We start from the raw sequence: 16,308 nt of genomic DNA, 5'->3' as shown, positions 1-16,308 counted from the left end.
CTGGCGAAGCCTGCGATCTTTTGATCTTAAGCCGGCGCGTGTTCTTCCATCGCCGCTTTGTAAATTGAATGCTTGGGGTGCGCAAACAGCCGTTCCATCATCGGTTCAAAGAAGCTCAGCGGCAGCGTGTCATACGCCGGATCAAACGCCGCTGCGTCATATTTGGCGCAAAACTCAATGGTCGCCTGATACTGCGGATGCCCGCTGAATTGCTCGCGCAGATGCCGGTCCATCCCTAGATGATGGAAGAAGTAATAGCCCTGGAAAATTCCGTGCTTCTCGACCATCCACAGGTTGTCGGCGCTGACGAACGGCTTGAGAATCGCTGCGGCGATGTCCGGGTGGTTGTAGGAACCCAAGGTGTCGCCGATGTCGTGAAGCAGCGCGCAGACCACGTATTCTTCATCGCGGTCATCGCGCCAGGCACGGCTGGCGGTTTGCAGGGAATGGGTCAGACGATCCACCGGGAAGCCGCCAAAATCACCCTCCAGTAATTTCAGGTGCGCCACAATCCGAGTCGGCAATTGCCTCGCATAGGCACTGAAATCTGCGGCGATGATCGCCCAGTCTTCCTGCGTGCCGTCCTGCATGTGGGTGAAACGGGCGTTGGCATTCATCGGCTGTCCTCCTGTGGTTCATTGCGCCTAGAACGGCACGCGACCCAGAATCATGTCTCGGTACATGACGAAATCGCCGAGCAGGCTGTAAAACGGATGTTGAAAGGTCGCGGGACGGTTCTTCTCGAAGAAGAAATGCCCGGCCCAGGCGAAGCTGTAACCCGCCAGTGGAAGGGCCCATAACAGCAGCCAGGCGCCTTTTCCCATGGTCAGGGCCAGGATGAAAATAACCAGCGTCGTGCCGATAAAGTGCAATCGTCGGCAGGTGCTGTTGCTGTGTTCGCTGAGGTAATACGGGTAAAACTCAGCGAAGCTGTTGAAACGTTTGATGTTTTCCACGACTGCGATCTCTGTGGTTATTGTTCTGGCGGCAAGTTGTTCTGCGGGTACCTTATTTGAGTCTAGAGTGATCATTGGCATCAGCCAGTGACAATGGGCGCCACTTTAGTATCCTTCGGAAATTGGCCGTAGCATGCGGCTCATCATGTAAGTGGACGACATGAGCGAACGAACGACTTCTGCAAGCTGGGCGATGGGGATTGTCAAAGCACTGGAGATGGACGGCCTGGATTGCCGGGTTCTGTTCAAGCAGCTGGGGCTCGACTACGCGGCACTGGATGATCCGGACGCGCGCTTCCCGCAAGATTCCATGACACGCCTGTGGCAGCGCGCGGTTGAGCTGTCCGGCAACCCGGCGATTGGCCTGAACATGGGCAAGGTGGTGCGACCGGCCTCCTTCCATGTGGCGGGCTACGCGTTGATGTCCAGCCAGACCCTGGCTGAAGGCTTTCAACGGCTGGTGCGCTATCAGCGGATCATTGCGGAAAGTGCCGACCTGAGTTTCCGATTGTTGGAAGAAGGCTACGCGCTGATTCTGACGGTCCACGGCGACCATCTGCCACCGACCCGGCAAAGTGCCGAAGCGTCACTGGCCTGTGCCCTGGCGCTGTGCGGCTGGTTGACCGGACGCACCCTGCAGCCGCGCAAGGTGCTGGTGCAGGGCGATCAGCCCATCGATCTCGAACCCTATAAACAAGCCTTCCATGCGCCTTTGGTGTTCAACGCACCTTATGACGCCTTGATCTTCGAACGCGCTGACATGGAAGCACCGCTGCCTACCGCCAATGAGGCGATGGCGCTGTTGCATGACCGGTTTGCCGGTGAATACCTGGCGCGGTTTTCCGAGAGTCGCGTGACTCACAAGGCGCGACAGGTGCTGTGCCGTTTGCTGCCCCAGGGCGAACCCAAGCGCGATACCGTGGCGCAGACGCTGCACCTGTCGCAACGCACCTTGCAACGACGCTTGCAGGAAGAGGGCACGAGTTTTCAAACATTGCTGGATGACACCCGGCGTGAACTGGCCGAGCAATACCTGGCGCAGCCGACCATGACCCTGCTGGAAATTGCCTACCTGCTGGGGTTCGCCGATCCGAGCAACTTCTTCCGCGCTTTCCGCCGCTGGTTCGACGCCACCCCGGGCGAGTACCGGGCGCGGCTGATGGGCACGCCTGCTCCTGTCAGTGACGCCAGAACGCCGGAATACACAGAACAAACACCGTAATAATCTCGAGTCGGCCCAGCAGCATGCCGAACGAGAGAATCCACTTGGCGGCGTCCGGCAGGGTGGCAAAGTTGCCCGCCGGGCCAATCGTCTCGCCCAGTCCCGGACCGACGCCGGACACCGTGGCGGCCGCGCCGGTGAGGGCGGTCATCCAGTCCACGCCCAGCAGCGACAACAGCAGCGCGATGACGCAGATGGTGATGGCGAAGAAGAATGAAAAGGTCAGAATCGAACGCACGATCTCTTCGTCGAGGCGGTGACCGTTGTACTTTTGCTTGATCACCGCGCGCGGGTGAATCAGCTGGTTAAGGTTAGCCTTGAGCAGGATGTACGCGACCTGGAAGCGGAAAATCTTGATCCCGCCAGCGGTTGAGCCCGAGCAACCGCCGATAAAGCCCAGATAGAAGAACAGCATCAGCGAGAAATTGCCCCAGAGGCTGTAGTCCCCCAACGCGAAGCCTGTAGTCGTGACCACCGAGGTCACGTTCAGCGCCACATGTCGCAGGGCTTCCAGCCAATGCAGCTGGGTGGTCCACCAATACCAGGTGCCGAGCACCAGCCAGGTCACCAGCAACATGCCGAGCAGCCCCTGAACCTGTTCATCCTTGATCAGTGCTTTGCGGTTACCGCGCAAGGTCGCTACATACAGGGTGAACGGCAGGGCACCAAGAATCATGATGACGACCGCGACCCAATGCACTGCAGGCTCCGGCCACTTGGCCAGAGACTGGTCGGAGGTCGAGAAACCACCGGTGGAAATCGCTGACATCGCGTGGTTGATCGCATCGAACGGGCTCATTCCGGCCAACCAGAACGCCAGGCTGCCGAAAATGGTGATGCCGACGTAGGCCGCAACAATCAAACGCGCCACCATGTGTGAACGGGGCATGACTTTTTCGGAACGGTCCGACGACTCGGTCTGAAACAGCCGCATGCCACCGATGCGCAACAAGGGCAGAATCGCTACCGCCATGCCGATAAAGCCGATGCCGCCGATCCAGTGCAGCAATGAGCGCCACATCAGGATGCCGGGAGACATGTTGTCCAGGCCTGTGAGCACCGTCGCACCGGTGGCGGTGATGCCGGACATGCTTTCGAAGAACGAGTCGGTGTAGCTGATGTGCTGGGTCAGCAGGAACGGCAACGCGGCGAAGATGCACACCACCAGCCAGCTGCTGACGGTCAGCAGGTACATGTCTCGCGGACGCAGGTGTACATGTTCCGGGCGACCGGGGATGACCAGCGCGAGGCCGGCGACAAAGGTAATCATGCTCGCCCAGAGGAACGACGGCAGGTCGCTGGTGCGGTCGAAAATCACCAGCGTGGCCATGGGCACGACCATGGCGATGGCCAGCGTGATCAGGAAGATGCCGATGATGAAACCAATAGTCCGTAAGGTCGGCAACGCCATGAAGTCCGCTCGGGCTGAAATAGGGAAGGGCGCCATTCTACCTGTGGGGCCTGCTATGTAAACCGGCACTCCCGAGGTGGTTGCAGGGCCTGCCATCAATTATTGCCTGTGCCGCGCCGGGTCTGCTGTTGTGCAGGGCAAGGCGCGAGGAGCGTAGTTTGGTCATTCCAAATAAGCTCCGAGCAACGCAGCCCTGCACAACAGCAGGCCCGGCCCTTCGGGTTGTGCCTGGACGCGGGCCAGGCTGCGTTGCAGTCCTTGGCAAGGGAACGACCATTACCGGCGGACTGCGTCTTGCCTGGCCCGCTTCCAGGCAACAACGCGGCGCAGGCAATAATTGATGGCAGGCCCTAGAATAGCTTCACATTTTTTTCAGGAGGTGGCCGATGCAGGCTCTCGACGCTTTGCTCAACCGTGTTTCCGTTCCTCGACTGATAGAACCGGCACCGACCGCAGAACAACGCGAAGTGTTGTTTGGCGCTGCGATGCGAGCGCCAGACCATGGCCACTTGCAGCCTTGGCGCTTCCTGACAGTCGAAGGCGCGGCGCGCGAGCAAATGGGCGAGTTGCTGGCCGAAGCGGCGAAGTTGCAGGACAGTGAGGTGTCCGAGGCGGCGCTGGACAAGGCGCGTAACGGTCCACTGCGCGCACCACTGGTGGTTGTGGTGATCGCGCGGTTGCAGGATCACGTTAAATATCCGAAGTCCGAACAACTGCTGGCGGCGGGCTGTGCGGCTCACGGGATTTTGCTGGCGGCTTATGCGCAAGGGATTGGCGCGGTGTGGCGCACGGGTGAACTGGCGTATTCGGCGCATGTGGCGAAGGGCTTGGGTTTGGCGGAAGGGGAAGAGGTGATCGCGTTTCTTTACCTCGGCACGCCGCAGAAGGAACCGCGCGTGGCGGAGAAAGTCGATCTGGCTGAATTCGTCAGCGCCTGGCCAGCCGCGTAAGGATCGTTCCCACGCTCTGCGTGGGAATGCAGCCCGGGACGCTCTGCGTCCCATTGGAACGCGGAGCGTCCCTTGAGGCATTCCCACGCAGAGCGTGGGAACGATTTAAGAGGCGACTCCCGGCACCAACGGCAATTCGAGACTGGCGATAAACCCGCCGTCGGGATGATTGGCCAGCACCAGGCTCCCGCCGTGCCGTTCCGCCGCACGGCGTGCAATCGCCAATCCCAAACCATGTCCAGCCGCCGTCTGCCCCGGCGCCCGATAGAACGGCTCACCCAGCTGGCTCAAATGCGTAGCCTCTACGCCCGGCCCATGGTCACGCACACTGACCACAATCCGCTCACCCTGACGCACCGCCTGCATTTCAATCGCTTGCCCCACCGGATTGAACCGCTGAGCATTGCGCAGCAGGTTGTCGACGGCGCGCTCGATCATGGTCGGCCAGCCTTTAAGGTTCAGCTGCGGCTCGGCCTCAAGGTGCACGTTCTGCTCCGGGGAACCCAATTGAGCGTCCTTTTGCAGGGTGTTGAGCAGCGCATTGAGATCAACCTCTTCAGCGCTGGCGTTGTCGGCATCGACCCGTGCCAGTACCAGAATTTCGCTGATCAGCGCTTCCAGTCGATCGCACTCCCGAGTGAGGCGCGGCCAGAGTTTTTCCCGTTCTTCAGGGTTCGCCCGCTCGGCCAGAGCCAGCGCGATACGCAGCCGGGCAAGCGGTGAACGCAGTTCATGGGACACATCCCGCAGCAACTGCCGCTGACTGCCGATCAAACTTTGCAGGCGCGCGCCCATGCGGTTGAAGTCATTGGCCAGCACGCCGAACTCATCGCGGCGGTTGGCCAGTTTTACCAGGCTGTTTTGTTGGTAGGTGGTTTGCCCCAGATCATGCACCGCGCCGCGCAAGCGGTTGAGTGGGCGAGTAATGGACATCGTCACGAACAGGCTGAACAAGGTCAGGACCACCAGCGCGATACCCAGTGCACTTAATGGCCAGAGCAGGCTTTCGCGGTGCCATGAGTCCAGTTCCGGGTGCGGAATTCGATAGATCAGCAGGTAGGTGTCGCCGGTTTTTTCGCTGGTGTATTCCGCGGTCAGACGACGCCACGGCAAGCGTCGATCATCGTTGTTCTGCCGAGCTTCGAAGGCCGCCGCACGGCGTGGGAAAGTACCGCGCACCACCGGATCGCCGCTCTCGTTGAGCACTTGAACGTCGATGTGATACTGGCGCTTGCGCTGTTCCAGAATGTCCTGGGCCGCGTCTTCACCCTGTGACTCGTAGGTTTGCGTCCACTGTTCGGCCAAGGTATTGAGGCCGGGATGGCGGCTGAGAATCCACGCGTCCTGGTTGAGCATGTGCCCCAGCAGAATGGAGAGCCCTGCAACCAGAGCGATGGCCAACCAGAAGCTGGCCAGAATACGCCAGAACAATGAGCGCACAGAAAATCCTCAAGCAAAGAAAGCCCAACGGCGATTAACCGTTGGGCTGTGATATGACGCTAGAACATTATTGCGCCTTTTGCGGCTGTTGCGCTTTCCAGGCCTTGAACTCGGCCCATTCGGCGCGACGCTCAGCCTGTTTTTTCTGGATCTCGTCGAATTGCTTCTGTTGATCCGGTTTCAGCAAGGCACGCACGTCAGCTTCTGCTTTCTTGTGGTTGGCCGCCATTTCATCTTTCATGGCTTTCTGGTCGGCTGGCGAGAGTTTTTCCAGGTACTTGTCGACCACTTGCTTACGCTCATGCATCTGCTCGCCCATGATTTTGCGGATCTGCTCGCGCTGTTCGCGGCTCAGGTCCAGCTGGCTGTACGGGCCTTTGCCGTGCATGCCGTGCATTTGACCGCCATGGCGTGAGCCGTCCATCGGGCCACCCATCGGGTCGGCACCTTCAGGCATGGCCATGGCAACGGTCGGCAGGGCGGCAGCGAACATCAGAGCGATAAGAGTCTTGCGCATGGTGAATCTCCTTGTCTCGTTCCCGGTACGTTCCGGATGAGTACAGATTACGGAGATCAAGGTCAGCGGCGGTCAGCGGAGCGTAAAGCTTGGGTAAAGACGAATTTGGACCTTCCTGACAAATCCAACACTTTCGCCGATTTCATTGACCAAACATGACCGGTGTAGCAGCTGTCGAGCCTGCGAGGCTGCGTTCGGCTGCGAAGCAGTCGTAAACCCTGTCGGCGCAGTTCAACTGAAGCACCGAGGTGATTGGTTTTTACGACTGCTGGGCAGCCGAACGCAGCCTCGCTGGGGCTCGACAGCTGCTACGAAGGTTCGCGCTAGGGTTCAGAGGCTGTAGTAATAACCGCGGCTACGCAGGGCCACGATGCGTGGGCGGCCGTCGGGGTGCGGGCCGATCTTTTTGCGCAGGTTGCTGACGTGCATGTCCAGGCTGCGGTCGTACAGCGTCAGTTTGCGGCCGAGGGCGATTTGCGCCAGTTCCTGTTTGTCCAGCGGCTCGCCGGGTTGCTTGAGCAGGGCTTCGAGCAAACGGCTTTCGGAGACGGTGAGGGTGAATTCCTGTTCATCGATGCTGACCACGCCGCGCACCGGGCTGAAACACAGGTCGCCCAGTTCGAGCTGACTGGAGACTGCAGCCGGATGACTGCGGCGCAACACGGCGCGCAGGCGGGCTGTCAGTTCCCGTGGGTCGCACGGTTTGGCCAGGTAATCGTCGGCGCCGAGTTCCAGGCCGAGGATGCGGTCCAGCGGCTCGCCGCGGGCCGAGAGCATCAGCACCGGCAAGTCGGGGTGATCGCTGCGCAATTGCTTGAGCAGTTCCAGGCCGCTGCCGTCCGGCAGCATCACGTCCAGTACCACGGCTGCCGGCGACGTTTCGGCCAGTGCGCGACGGGCGCTCTGACCATCGTGGCAGGCGCGGACCTGGAAGCCTTCCTGGCTCAGCCAACTGCTCAGGAGCTCACACAGCTCCTGGTCATCATCAATTAATAACAGCTCGCTCATGACTCACTCAATTTAGCCATTGCCTACGTTTTCTGGTGGCACCACTGGCGAAGATACCGCAGAGCAGCGCCAATAGCGCTACTGCGGCGCCGATGACGAACCACTGTTGCTGATCGGTCAATAGACGCGGCAGCGGGCTGCTGGCCTGGGCTTCCTTGAGTTGCAGCTTGAGACGCTGATTCTCTTGGCGCAACCGGCTCAGCTGAGCGCTTTCGCGTTCGGCATCGGTATTCTGCAGTTGTTTGCTCAGTACTTCTCGTTGCTGTTCGCTTACCTTCAAGCGCTGTTGTAACTCGGTGATCTGGCTGCCGGCGCTCAGGGACAGCGGTGTGGAATTACCGCCCTCGGCACTTTCTTCACCGTGGGCAGGGGCCACAATCGACAACGTCACCAACATCAGACACAACGGACCTTTGCGCATCGCCACTCCTGATTCCAATACGAGTATTGGGCAGGTTGTCGGCCGGTAAACGAGAATAATGAGCGTTGAGAGCGCGATGAACCGATAAGGTTCATCGCGCTGGAGGGATATTACGGCAGGACTTGCTTGAACGGCTTGACCGAAACGTTGGCGTAGACGCCTGCAGCGATATACGGATCAGCGTCGGCCCAAGCCTGGGCGGCGCTCAGGGAATCGAATTCGGCGACGATCAGGCTGCCGGTGAAACCCGCAGCGCCCGGATCATTGCTGTCGACCGCCGGGTGTGGGCCGGCCAAAACGATGCGCCCTTCACCTTTGAGCACTTGCAGGCGCTCAAGGTGTGCAGGCCGTGCGGCCAGGCGGGCTTCCAGGGAGTTGGCGACGTCTGTGGCAATGATTGCGTAAAGCATGTCAGTCCTCGGTTTTTGGCGTGGTGGTATCGGCGTCGTGCAGGTGGCGGGACAGGTAAATGCCCTGGGCAACCAGGAACAACAGCGTCATGCCCAGGCTGCCGAAGACTTTGAAGTCGACCCAGTATTCCTGGAACGTGAACGCGACGAACAGGTTGGCGGCACCGCAAAACAGGAAGAACCCGATCCAGGCGATGTTCAGACGGGTCCAGACCGGCTCCGGCAGGGTCAGCGCGTGGCCCATGATGCGTTTGATCAGCAGTTGCTCACCAACGAAGTGGCTGCCAATGAACGCCAGGGCGAACAGCCAGTTCACCACCGGGGCTTTCCATTTCAGGAAGGTTTCGCTGTGGAACGCCAGGGTCAGGCTGCCGAAGACCAGGCAGGCGATGAGGGTCAGCCACTGACTCTTCTCGAGCTTGCGCTGCTTGATGAACAGCGTGCCGTAAACCACCAGGGAGCTGATGATCAGCATGGCGGTGGCGCTGTAAATACCGCCTACAGTTACCTCGTGACCGGCGATGTCGACGACCCGTGGATCGAGTTTGAAGACGATGAAGAACAGCAGAAGCGGGATGAAATCGATGAATTGTTTCACAGTGGCAGCCAGAAGCAGGATGTGGCGGCATAATAACAAACATATGGGCGCGCGATAGCGCCAGCTGATTTGAGGTAAAAAAGCCCCGTGAACGTTGATTTGCACTGCCATAGCACGGCCTCCGATGGCGCTCTCGCGCCAGCAGTACTGGTTGCGCGTGCGTTCGAGAAAGGCGTGCGAGTCCTGGCCTTGACCGATCATGACACCCTCGAGGGCCTCGACGAGGCCCGCAGCACGGCGACTGCGCTGGGGATGCAACTGGTCAACGGCGTCGAATTGTCCTGCACCTGGGGCGGCGCGACCATTCACGTGCTGGGCTATGGTTTCGACGTCAACGCTGCACCGTTGGTCGAGGCCATCGCAAAATTGCACGATGGTCGCTGGTTACGGTCCGAAGAAATAAGTCGCAAGTTGGCGCTTAAAGGCATGCCGGGCGCGCTCGAAGGGGCTCGGGCCATCCAGCAGGAGCTGGGCGACAGCGGCAATGCGCCGGCCCGCCCGCATTTCGCCGACTGGATGGTGCGTGAAGGTTTCGTCAAGGACCGCGCCGAAGCGTTCCGTAAATGGCTGGGCGCCGGCAAGCTGGGGGACGTCAAGCAGCACTGGCCGACCCTGGAAGACACGGTCGAAACCCTGCGGGCCGCGAAGGCCTGGGTCAGCCTGGCCCATCCGTGGCACTACGATTTCACTCGCAGCAAACGTCGCCGGCTGATTGCCGACTATATTCAAGCAGGGGGCCACGCTATCGAAGTGGTCAATGGCCATCAGCCCGCCGAGCAAGTGGGCAGCCTGGCGATTCTCGCCCGTGAATTCGGTCTGCTGGTCAGCGCCGGCAGTGATTTTCATGGCCCTGGAGGCTGGTCCGAGATCGGTGAGTACCGCCCGCTCCCGGAGGATCTGCCACCACTGTGGTGTCGATTCAAACATGACCCAATTATTGCCGCCGTCTGAACAGGTAGAGAATGTGAGTCAATTTTTCCAGATTCATCCGGAAAACCCGCAAGCGCGCCTGATCAAACAGGCTGTCGAGATCATCCGCAGCGGCGGGGTGGTGATTTATCCCACAGACTCGTCCTACGCCATTGGTTGCCAGATCGGCGACAAGAATGCCGTGGAGCGCGTGCGCCGGTTGAGACAGCTGGACGAAAAGCATAACTTCGCGCTGATTTGCAGCGACCTGTCGCAACTGGGACTGTTTGCCAAGATTGATACCGGCACCTTCCGCCTGCTTAAAGCTCACCTGCCGGGGCCTTACACCTTTATTCTGAACGCCACCCGCGAAGTCCCGCGACTGTTGTTGCACCCGAAAAAACGCACCATCGGCCTGCGCGTGCCAAGCCATCCGATTGCCCTGGCGCTGCTGGAAGAGCTCGGCGAACCGCTGATGAGCGTGACCCTGATCATGCCCGGCGACACAGACCCGATGACCGATCCTTACGAAATGCGTCAGTTGCTCGAGCATCAGGTCGACCTGATCATCGACGGCGGTTTCGGCGGGATCAAGGCGTCCACCGTGATCAACCTCGCCGACGGCGAGCCGGAAGTGATCCGCGTCGGTTGCGGCGACCCGACGCCGTTCATGGCCGAGGCGTAGATGTCTGCAGTAGAACCCGTTGTCGACAGTCAGGCCGGAGCCCAGCAAGAGCTGCCCTTCGCGATGGTCTATGGCCAGGCGGTCATGGAAATGCCGCTGGACCTGTATATTCCGCCGGATGCGCTTGAGGTCTTTCTCGAAGCCTTCGAAGGCCCCCTCGACCTGCTGCTGTACCTGATCCGCAAACAGAACATCAACATCCTCGACATCCCGGTGGCGGAAATCACCCGTCAGTACATGGGGTATGTCGAGTTGATGCAATCGGTGCGCCTGGAGTTGGCCGCCGAGTACCTGGTCATGGCCGCGATGCTGGCCGAGATCAAATCGCGGATGCTGCTGCCGCGTGCCGAAACGATTGAGGCCGAAGAAGACGATCCTCGCGCTGAACTGATCCGCCGCTTGCAAGAGTACGAACGCTTCAAGGCTGCAGCCGAAGGCATCGATGGCCTGAGCCGTGTGGGTCGTGACGTGGTCGTCCCCAAACTCGACGCTCCGGAAGCCCGGGCGCGCAAGCTGTTGCCAGACGTGCGTCTTTCAGAGCTGTTGTTGTCCATGGCAGAAGTGTTGCGCCGTGGCGACATGTTCGAAAGTCACCAGGTCAGCCGCGAGGCACTGTCCACCCGCGAACGCATGAGCGACGTGCTGGAGCGCCTCAAGGGCGGCGGTTTCGTGCCCTTTGCCGAGCTGTTCACCGCTGAGGAAGGACGTCTGGGGGTGGTGGTAACCTTTATGGCGATCCTTGAACTGGTCAAGGAATCCTTGGTCGAGCTGGTGCAGAATGAGCCGTTCGCAGCGATCCACGTGCGGGCCCGAGCCGAATAACGAGTTGAATCATGAACCTGACTGAACCCCGCGAGCTGGCGCCATTGCTTGAAGCCTTTCTGTTGGCCTCGGGAAAACCGCAATCGCTTGAACGCCTGTTCGAACTCTTCGAAGAGGGCGAGCGCCCGGAGCCGCCAGTCTTCAAGAAAGCCCTGACGATTCTTGCCAAGTCCTGCGACGGCCGCGCCTTCGAGCTGAAGGAAGTGGCCTCCGGGTATCGCTTGCAGATCCGTGAAAAGTTCTCGCCGTGGGTAGGACGTTTGTGGGAAGAGCGGCCTCAGCGCTATTCCCGCGCCATGCTCGAAACCATTGCGCTGATCGCCTATCGCCAACCGATCACCCGGGGCGAGATCGAAGACGTGCGGGGCGTGGCGGTCAACAGTCACATCGTCAAAACCTTGCTGGAGCGCGAGTGGATCCGCATCGTCGGCTACCGCGACGTGCCGGGTAAGCCGGCGATGTTCGCGACCACCAAGGCTTTTCTCGATCACTTCAACCTGAAAAACCTCGACGATTTGCCACCGCTGGCCGAATTGCGCGAGCTTGAGCCTGATCCAGTGCTCGATTTCGACGATGCGCCAGTGCCTGCCGGGTTACAGGAATTGGCAGATGCCAGCGCCGAGCCGGAAGAGCCGAAGGAAGAAACCAGTTTCCACACGTTGTTGCTGGAGCTGGATACCATGGAGGAGGGGCTCAAGACCGATTTCGACGACATTCTGCGCGATAGCGCGGTGACGGATTCCGAAGAGGTGTTGGATCAGCCTGAGCCTGAGCCCGAGATCGAAGTTGAATTTCAGGTAGAACCAGAAGCCACAGTCGAAGAAGAGCAGGAAGATGATGTGCTTGGCGTTGCCGAAGCGCGCGAAAAACTCCTGGCTGCTGTCGCCGCTCTTGAACAACCGAAACCCGAGCCCGAATTGACCGACGAAGAAGCCGAAGTCCGGGCCCTCGCCGAAGCGATCGAGGCCGAACGCCGCGAATTCGAAGACGATTAACCTGACAGATCGTTCCCACGCTCCGCGTGGGAATGCCGCTACGGACGCTCCGCGTCCGCTGTGACGCAGAGCGTCACGGGATGCATTCCCACGCGGAGCGTGGGAACGAGCGGAGTGAAAAAATGAGTTCAACTAAAGACCCCTGCATCAGCGTCTGTAAATTCACCGACGACATCTGCGTCGGCTGCGGCCGCAGCAAGCGCGAGATCAAGGCATGGAAGAAATTCGACAAGGACGACAAACGCACGGTTCTCGCCGAAGCGTCGCTCAGGCTAATCAAGCTCGGCGCCACCGGTCGGCGGAAAAACAAATAACTCTCCATTCATCAGCTAGTCTCTGATGCGCAAACGCTCCCATGAGCGTATGATTCGCGACCCTTCGGCGATCCCTTTGCCCAAGTACCAGCTTTCAACTCTTCAGGACCCTCACTTCAGAGCTGCCTGAACAGACCACACCGGGAGGTGCCCAGATGAGTATCAACGACCAGAAAGACGACCAGGAAATCGGCCCAGCAGGCGAAAAACTGCAGAAAGTCCTCGCCCGTATCGGCGTCGGCTCGCGCCGTGACGTAGAAGCCTGGATCAGCCACGGCCGCATCAAGGTCAATGGCAAAGACGCCACCCTCGGGCAGCGCGTCGACATGCACGACGCCATCACCATTGATGGCAAGGTGATCAAGCGCGAAGAAGCCGCCGAGTCGGTACGCCGCGTGATCATGTACAACAAGCCGGACGGCGAAATCTGCACCCGCCTTGATCCGGAAGGCCGTCCGACCGTTTTCGACAAGATGCCGCGCCCGAAAGAAGGTCGCTGGATCAACATCGGTCGTCTGGACATCAACACCACCGGCCTGCTGATGTTCACCACCGACGGTGAGCTGGCCAACCGCCTGATGCACCCTTCCTACGAAATGGACCGTGAATACGCGGTACGTGTGCGTGGTGAAGTCGATGACGAGATGATCGAGCGTCTGAAAGCAGGCGTCGTCCTCGAAGACGGCCCGGCCAAGTTCACCGACATCAAGCAGGCGCCAGGTGGCGAAGGTTTCAACCACTGGTACCACTGCGTGGTAATGGAAGGTCGCAACCGCGAAGTTCGTCGTCTGTGGGAATCCCAGGGCCTGGTGGTCAGCCGTCTGAAACGCGTGCGTTTCGGTCCGGTGTTCCTCAACTCCGACCTGCCGATGGGTCGCTGGCGCGAAATGAGCCAGTACGAAGTCGACATTCTGAGTGCTGAAGTGGGCCTGACGCCTGTGGCCATGCCGCAGATGAACGCTAAGAGCAAAGACAAGCTCGACCGCATGCAGCGTAAATCGTCGCGTCCAATGGGCAAGACCGAGCGCGTGCGTTCGTTGCGTCCAGCCATCGGTAACCAGACCGCTGCTACACCGCGTGACTCCCGTGAACCGCAAATCGAAGGCGAGCGTCCAGCCCGCAAACCAGCAGCGCCACGCGCTGATGGCGAGCGCGGTCCACGCACGCCGCGTCCGGCCAACGGTCGCACCGAGCGCGGCGAAGGCCGTGGTGCGCCTAGCGGTGGTCGTAGCGATCGCGGTGCTCCTCGTGGTGATTCGAGTCGCGGTACGCCAGTGGCAGATCGTCCTTCCGACACCAAGCGCCCGGCCAAGGCTCCGGCGAAGAAGCGTCCAGGCATCGTCCTGGTCGACAAGGACGCGCCATCGGGCAAACGCCGTGGTGCGCCAGCCGGTTCGGGCCAGCGCCCGGGCTTCGGTCGTCGCAAGCCTGAGTAATCGGTAAGCGCCGCATAAAAAACGCCAACCCTCGGGTTGGCGTTTTTTTTGGTCTGGCTGATCGTTCCCACGCTCCGCGTGGGAATGCCTCAAGGGACGCTCCGCGTTCCAATGGGACGCAGAGCGTCCCGGGCTGCATTCCCACGCAGAGCGTGGGAACGATCATCTTGGTTAAAAGACAAACCGTCCATCAAACACCGGCTCATCATCCAGCGCCAACACGCCGCTGGAGAAGATCAGGTCCAGATGATGGCTACCCTTCGCGCCACCGCCCAACCCGAGATGCAGCCCGCAATGGCGCTCCTCAAACCCTGCATTGCGCGCATACAACGCTTTAACGCCTTCGTTGGTGCCGATCCCCAACTCCTCAATCCGTCTGTTGGATGGATTGGCCTCCAGGTACTTGTTGAAGTCATGTTCCAGCCCCGGCACCTCGGTGGCGATTTTGCTGATGGTCGAGTTTTCGATCCACAACTCTAGCGGCGACTCCAGCACCCCGTATTTGCGGGCAAAAGGAATCGTGCTGAGAAAAGTCCCCATGAACTTGACCCGGCCGTTAATCGCCTCGCTGTGCGTGGCTATTTCACCAGGCGCCAGATCGAAGTTGCCGACACCGTTGATGTCGGTCCACTTCTTGATACTGCTCAACGGTGTTTCGAACCACGAGCCGTGATCATCTTTGAAACTTAACGTGGTGGCATGGGACATGCGCTGGATCAAGTGGCTGTTCAACCCGGCAATGCGCTGCGGGGTGACACTGAACGTGTCGTAGAAGTAATCGCCGTAATCCTTGAACAGCAACGACTTCTTCCAGTTCTGGGCCATGACGCCTTGCAGCGCGCGGACAAATTCCGGGCCGTCGGGGCGTGGGTTGGGCAGGGTGGAAGAGTCGTAGAAGAAAATGTACAGATCGCTGTCGGCAATCGCCTGGGCCAGCAATTCCGTGGGTTCCAGATCCAGCCGCATCGCGCTGAAACTGAACCGTGGGCTGTCACCGACCTGTTCGGCGATGGCGCCCGTCAGTGCCTGGTAATCAGCCGTGTGACCGAGCAAGACCTTCGCCGGGTTGATGCCGGCAAGGGCAGGGTGATGTTCGAGGTAGTAAAGGAAATGCGAAATGGCGCGTTGCTTATCCATGTAGTCCTCCCTGACAAACCGAGAAAAAGTGGCAGGCACAACCGGCCGGATCGTGCCTGCCGGGATGTCTTACAGAGGCCACATCGCCGTGCCGAACGGAACAACCGCATCGGCTTGCATCATTTCAACGGCGGCTTCATGGGTCGGTGCTTCAAACCAATCGTCCAGTTGCAGTTCAGTTTCCAAGTCTTTTTCAAGTGCTTGCATTGTGAATCTCCTAGATGACTTTTTCGGTAAGTGCTGCGGCGCGTTTTCAGTCATTGAACAACCCGCCAACTTGCTGATTGATGCGGCTCGGCAAGTCGCTGAAAACCTAGTTCACAGGTTTTTAAATTGCAAAAAAATAATCAAATAAGATTTATTTGAACTTTTTATTCTGTTTTTTATTAAACAATTTGTTAATAAAAAACAAAAAACTAACTCGACCTTTTCCTTAGGAAACGTCCTACCGTCAATTTGCAGTCAGCCTACAGTCAGATCTGATTCGGCAAATTTACGTTACGGCATGTAAAGAAATGCTGACGAAATAGAGCCTCAAAGCCCTTGGTTTGACGCTTGCGGAAGGGATGTAAGGAAAACCTTCCGCCCAACAGCCAATTCGCTCCTCCGTAAGGCTCTGGCCCGCTTGTTTCAGGCGCGGTTGAAGGGTGAGATGCGCCCCATGCCTGTCGTGCAGGTGCATAACAAGAAGGAGGCGCAATGTACGCCGTGATTCATCTCCATCTCTCCCCGTGGGGCGATTTTTCCGCCGTCCCCGTCGATGACCCGCAAAGGTCTGACTCTATTTTTGCAGCCGCCCGAGACCCTCGAGGCGGACACAGGCAATCCCGGCAAATGACACGCTGATCCAGTGGTGTCTGGCAGCAGGGGGTTACAGGTGTACAATGCGCCGCGTTTTAACTGTGACCTCCTGCGCATCTGCGCAAACCTCAAGGCTATCCGCCTTGTTCACTCCGCCGCGCCACAAGCGTGTCGGGTTCGATTTCGTCACAGATAAAAACAAACAGGTGACGCATGACCGTTGTAAAAACGCTGAACTCCTTTTGCCTTCGCTGGGGTTTGATCGGCGCTGCTTGA

At 59.3% G+C, this 16,308-nt stretch carries 19 protein-coding genes; 8 read left to right on the top strand and 11 right to left on the bottom strand.

The genetic code is table 11. The features are described 5' to 3' along the window. Positions 1-26: 26 nt before the first annotated feature. Together ACMXYI_RS30040 and ACMXYI_RS30035 are read right to left on the bottom strand one after the other, a co-directional pair. A complete protein-coding gene (locus tag ACMXYI_RS30040) occupies positions 27-617 on the bottom strand; it encodes an HD domain-containing protein (RefSeq protein ID WP_415770704.1) in 591 nt (196 codons plus the stop codon). Positions 618-644: 27 nt separating this feature from the next. Next, positions 645-956, bottom strand: a complete 312-nt coding sequence (locus tag ACMXYI_RS30035) for an Mpo1-like protein (protein ID WP_415770703.1) — start codon at positions 954-956, stop codon at positions 645-647. Between the two features lie 160 nt (positions 957-1,116). Here ACMXYI_RS30035 and ACMXYI_RS30030 point away from each other — a divergent pair, with 160 nt between their 5' ends. Next, a complete protein-coding gene (locus ACMXYI_RS30030) occupies positions 1,117-2,178 on the top strand; it encodes an AraC family transcriptional regulator (RefSeq protein ID WP_415770701.1) in 1,062 nt (353 codons plus the stop codon). Here ACMXYI_RS30030 and ACMXYI_RS30025 read toward each other — a convergent pair. Then, positions 2,135-3,589 (bottom strand): TrkH family potassium uptake protein, encoded by a 1,455-nt coding sequence (locus tag ACMXYI_RS30025; protein ID WP_415770700.1) that lies wholly within the window; start codon positions 3,587-3,589, stop codon positions 2,135-2,137. The two genes, ACMXYI_RS30030 and ACMXYI_RS30025, sit on opposite strands and share 44 nt — an antisense overlap. 386 nt (positions 3,590-3,975) lie before the next feature. Here ACMXYI_RS30025 and ACMXYI_RS30020 point away from each other — a divergent pair, with 386 nt between their 5' ends. Beyond that, entirely contained in the window at positions 3,976-4,539 is a 564-nt protein-coding gene (locus tag ACMXYI_RS30020) for an NAD(P)H nitroreductase (RefSeq protein WP_415770699.1), read from the top strand. A 105-nt stretch (positions 4,540-4,644) separates the two neighbouring features. On the opposite strand, the gene ACMXYI_RS30015 is transcribed toward ACMXYI_RS30020, so the two are convergent. The 6 genes from ACMXYI_RS30015 to ACMXYI_RS29990 form a co-directional block, all read right to left on the bottom strand. After that, entirely contained in the window at positions 4,645-5,979 is a 1,335-nt protein-coding gene (locus ACMXYI_RS30015) for a sensor histidine kinase (protein ID WP_415770697.1), read from the bottom strand. 67 nt (positions 5,980-6,046) lie between these two features. After that, on the bottom strand, positions 6,047-6,496 hold the full coding sequence (locus ACMXYI_RS30010; RefSeq protein ID WP_415770695.1) for an LTXXQ domain protein: 450 nt from the start codon (positions 6,494-6,496) through the stop codon (positions 6,047-6,049). 330 nt (positions 6,497-6,826) lie between these two features. Next, positions 6,827-7,504: a response regulator transcription factor gene (locus tag ACMXYI_RS30005; RefSeq protein WP_027922300.1), complete on the bottom strand. Its 678-nt coding sequence runs from the start codon at positions 7,502-7,504 to the stop codon at positions 6,827-6,829. A 7-nt stretch (positions 7,505-7,511) separates the two neighbouring features. After that, entirely contained in the window at positions 7,512-7,925 is a 414-nt protein-coding gene (locus ACMXYI_RS30000) for a translation initiation factor 2 (protein ID WP_223433546.1), read from the bottom strand. A gap of 110 nt (positions 7,926-8,035) precedes the next feature. Then, complete coding sequence (locus ACMXYI_RS29995) at positions 8,036-8,335, bottom strand: YciI family protein (protein WP_008156126.1); 300 nt, start codon at positions 8,333-8,335, stop codon at positions 8,036-8,038. A 1-nt stretch (position 8,336) separates the two neighbouring features. Next, positions 8,337-8,933, bottom strand: coding sequence for a septation protein A (locus ACMXYI_RS29990; RefSeq protein ID WP_283190230.1), 597 nt, complete (start codon positions 8,931-8,933; stop codon positions 8,337-8,339). 87 nt (positions 8,934-9,020) lie between these two features. Here ACMXYI_RS29990 and ACMXYI_RS29985 point away from each other — a divergent pair, with 87 nt between their 5' ends. The 6 genes from ACMXYI_RS29985 to rluB all read left to right on the top strand — a co-directional run bounded on the left by ACMXYI_RS29985 (position 9,021) and on the right by rluB (position 14,094). Then, the gene (locus ACMXYI_RS29985) at positions 9,021-9,884 is read left to right on the top strand and encodes a PHP domain-containing protein (protein WP_046046431.1); all 864 of its coding nucleotides are present in this window, start codon (positions 9,021-9,023) and stop codon (positions 9,882-9,884) included. Positions 9,885-9,897: 13 nt separating this feature from the next. Continuing rightward, the gene (locus ACMXYI_RS29980; protein WP_033056081.1) at positions 9,898-10,527 is read left to right on the top strand and encodes an L-threonylcarbamoyladenylate synthase; all 630 of its coding nucleotides are present in this window, start codon (positions 9,898-9,900) and stop codon (positions 10,525-10,527) included. After that, positions 10,528-11,349: a segregation and condensation protein A gene (locus ACMXYI_RS29975; RefSeq protein ID WP_008156118.1), complete on the top strand. Its 822-nt coding sequence runs from the start codon at positions 10,528-10,530 to the stop codon at positions 11,347-11,349. An 11-nt stretch (positions 11,350-11,360) separates the two neighbouring features. Then, positions 11,361-12,344, top strand: a complete 984-nt coding sequence (gene scpB / locus ACMXYI_RS29970) for an SMC-Scp complex subunit ScpB (RefSeq protein WP_415770692.1) — start codon at positions 11,361-11,363, stop codon at positions 12,342-12,344. 122 nt (positions 12,345-12,466) lie between these two features. Continuing rightward, entirely contained in the window at positions 12,467-12,658 is a 192-nt protein-coding gene (locus ACMXYI_RS29965; RefSeq protein ID WP_415770690.1) for a DUF1289 domain-containing protein, read from the top strand. Positions 12,659-12,813: 155 nt separating this feature from the next. Continuing rightward, a complete protein-coding gene (gene rluB, locus ACMXYI_RS29960) occupies positions 12,814-14,094 on the top strand; it encodes a 23S rRNA pseudouridine(2605) synthase RluB (protein ID WP_415770689.1) in 1,281 nt (426 codons plus the stop codon). Positions 14,095-14,265: 171 nt separating this feature from the next. Here rluB and ACMXYI_RS29955 read toward each other — a convergent pair whose 3' ends face one another. Both ACMXYI_RS29955 and ACMXYI_RS29950 read right to left on the bottom strand, forming a co-directional pair. Further along, entirely contained in the window at positions 14,266-15,231 is a 966-nt protein-coding gene (locus ACMXYI_RS29955; protein WP_415770687.1) for a leucyl aminopeptidase, read from the bottom strand. A gap of 69 nt (positions 15,232-15,300) precedes the next feature. Next, entirely contained in the window at positions 15,301-15,438 is a 138-nt protein-coding gene (locus tag ACMXYI_RS29950) for a hypothetical protein (RefSeq protein ID WP_010461921.1), read from the bottom strand. Between the last annotated feature and the right edge of the window lie 870 nt (positions 15,439-16,308).

The organism is Pseudomonas lyxosi (assembly GCF_047758685.1).
GTDB lineage: Bacteria > Pseudomonadota > Gammaproteobacteria > Pseudomonadales > Pseudomonadaceae > Aquipseudomonas > Aquipseudomonas lyxosi.
This window is presented reverse-complemented; position numbering and strand designations above follow the sequence as displayed.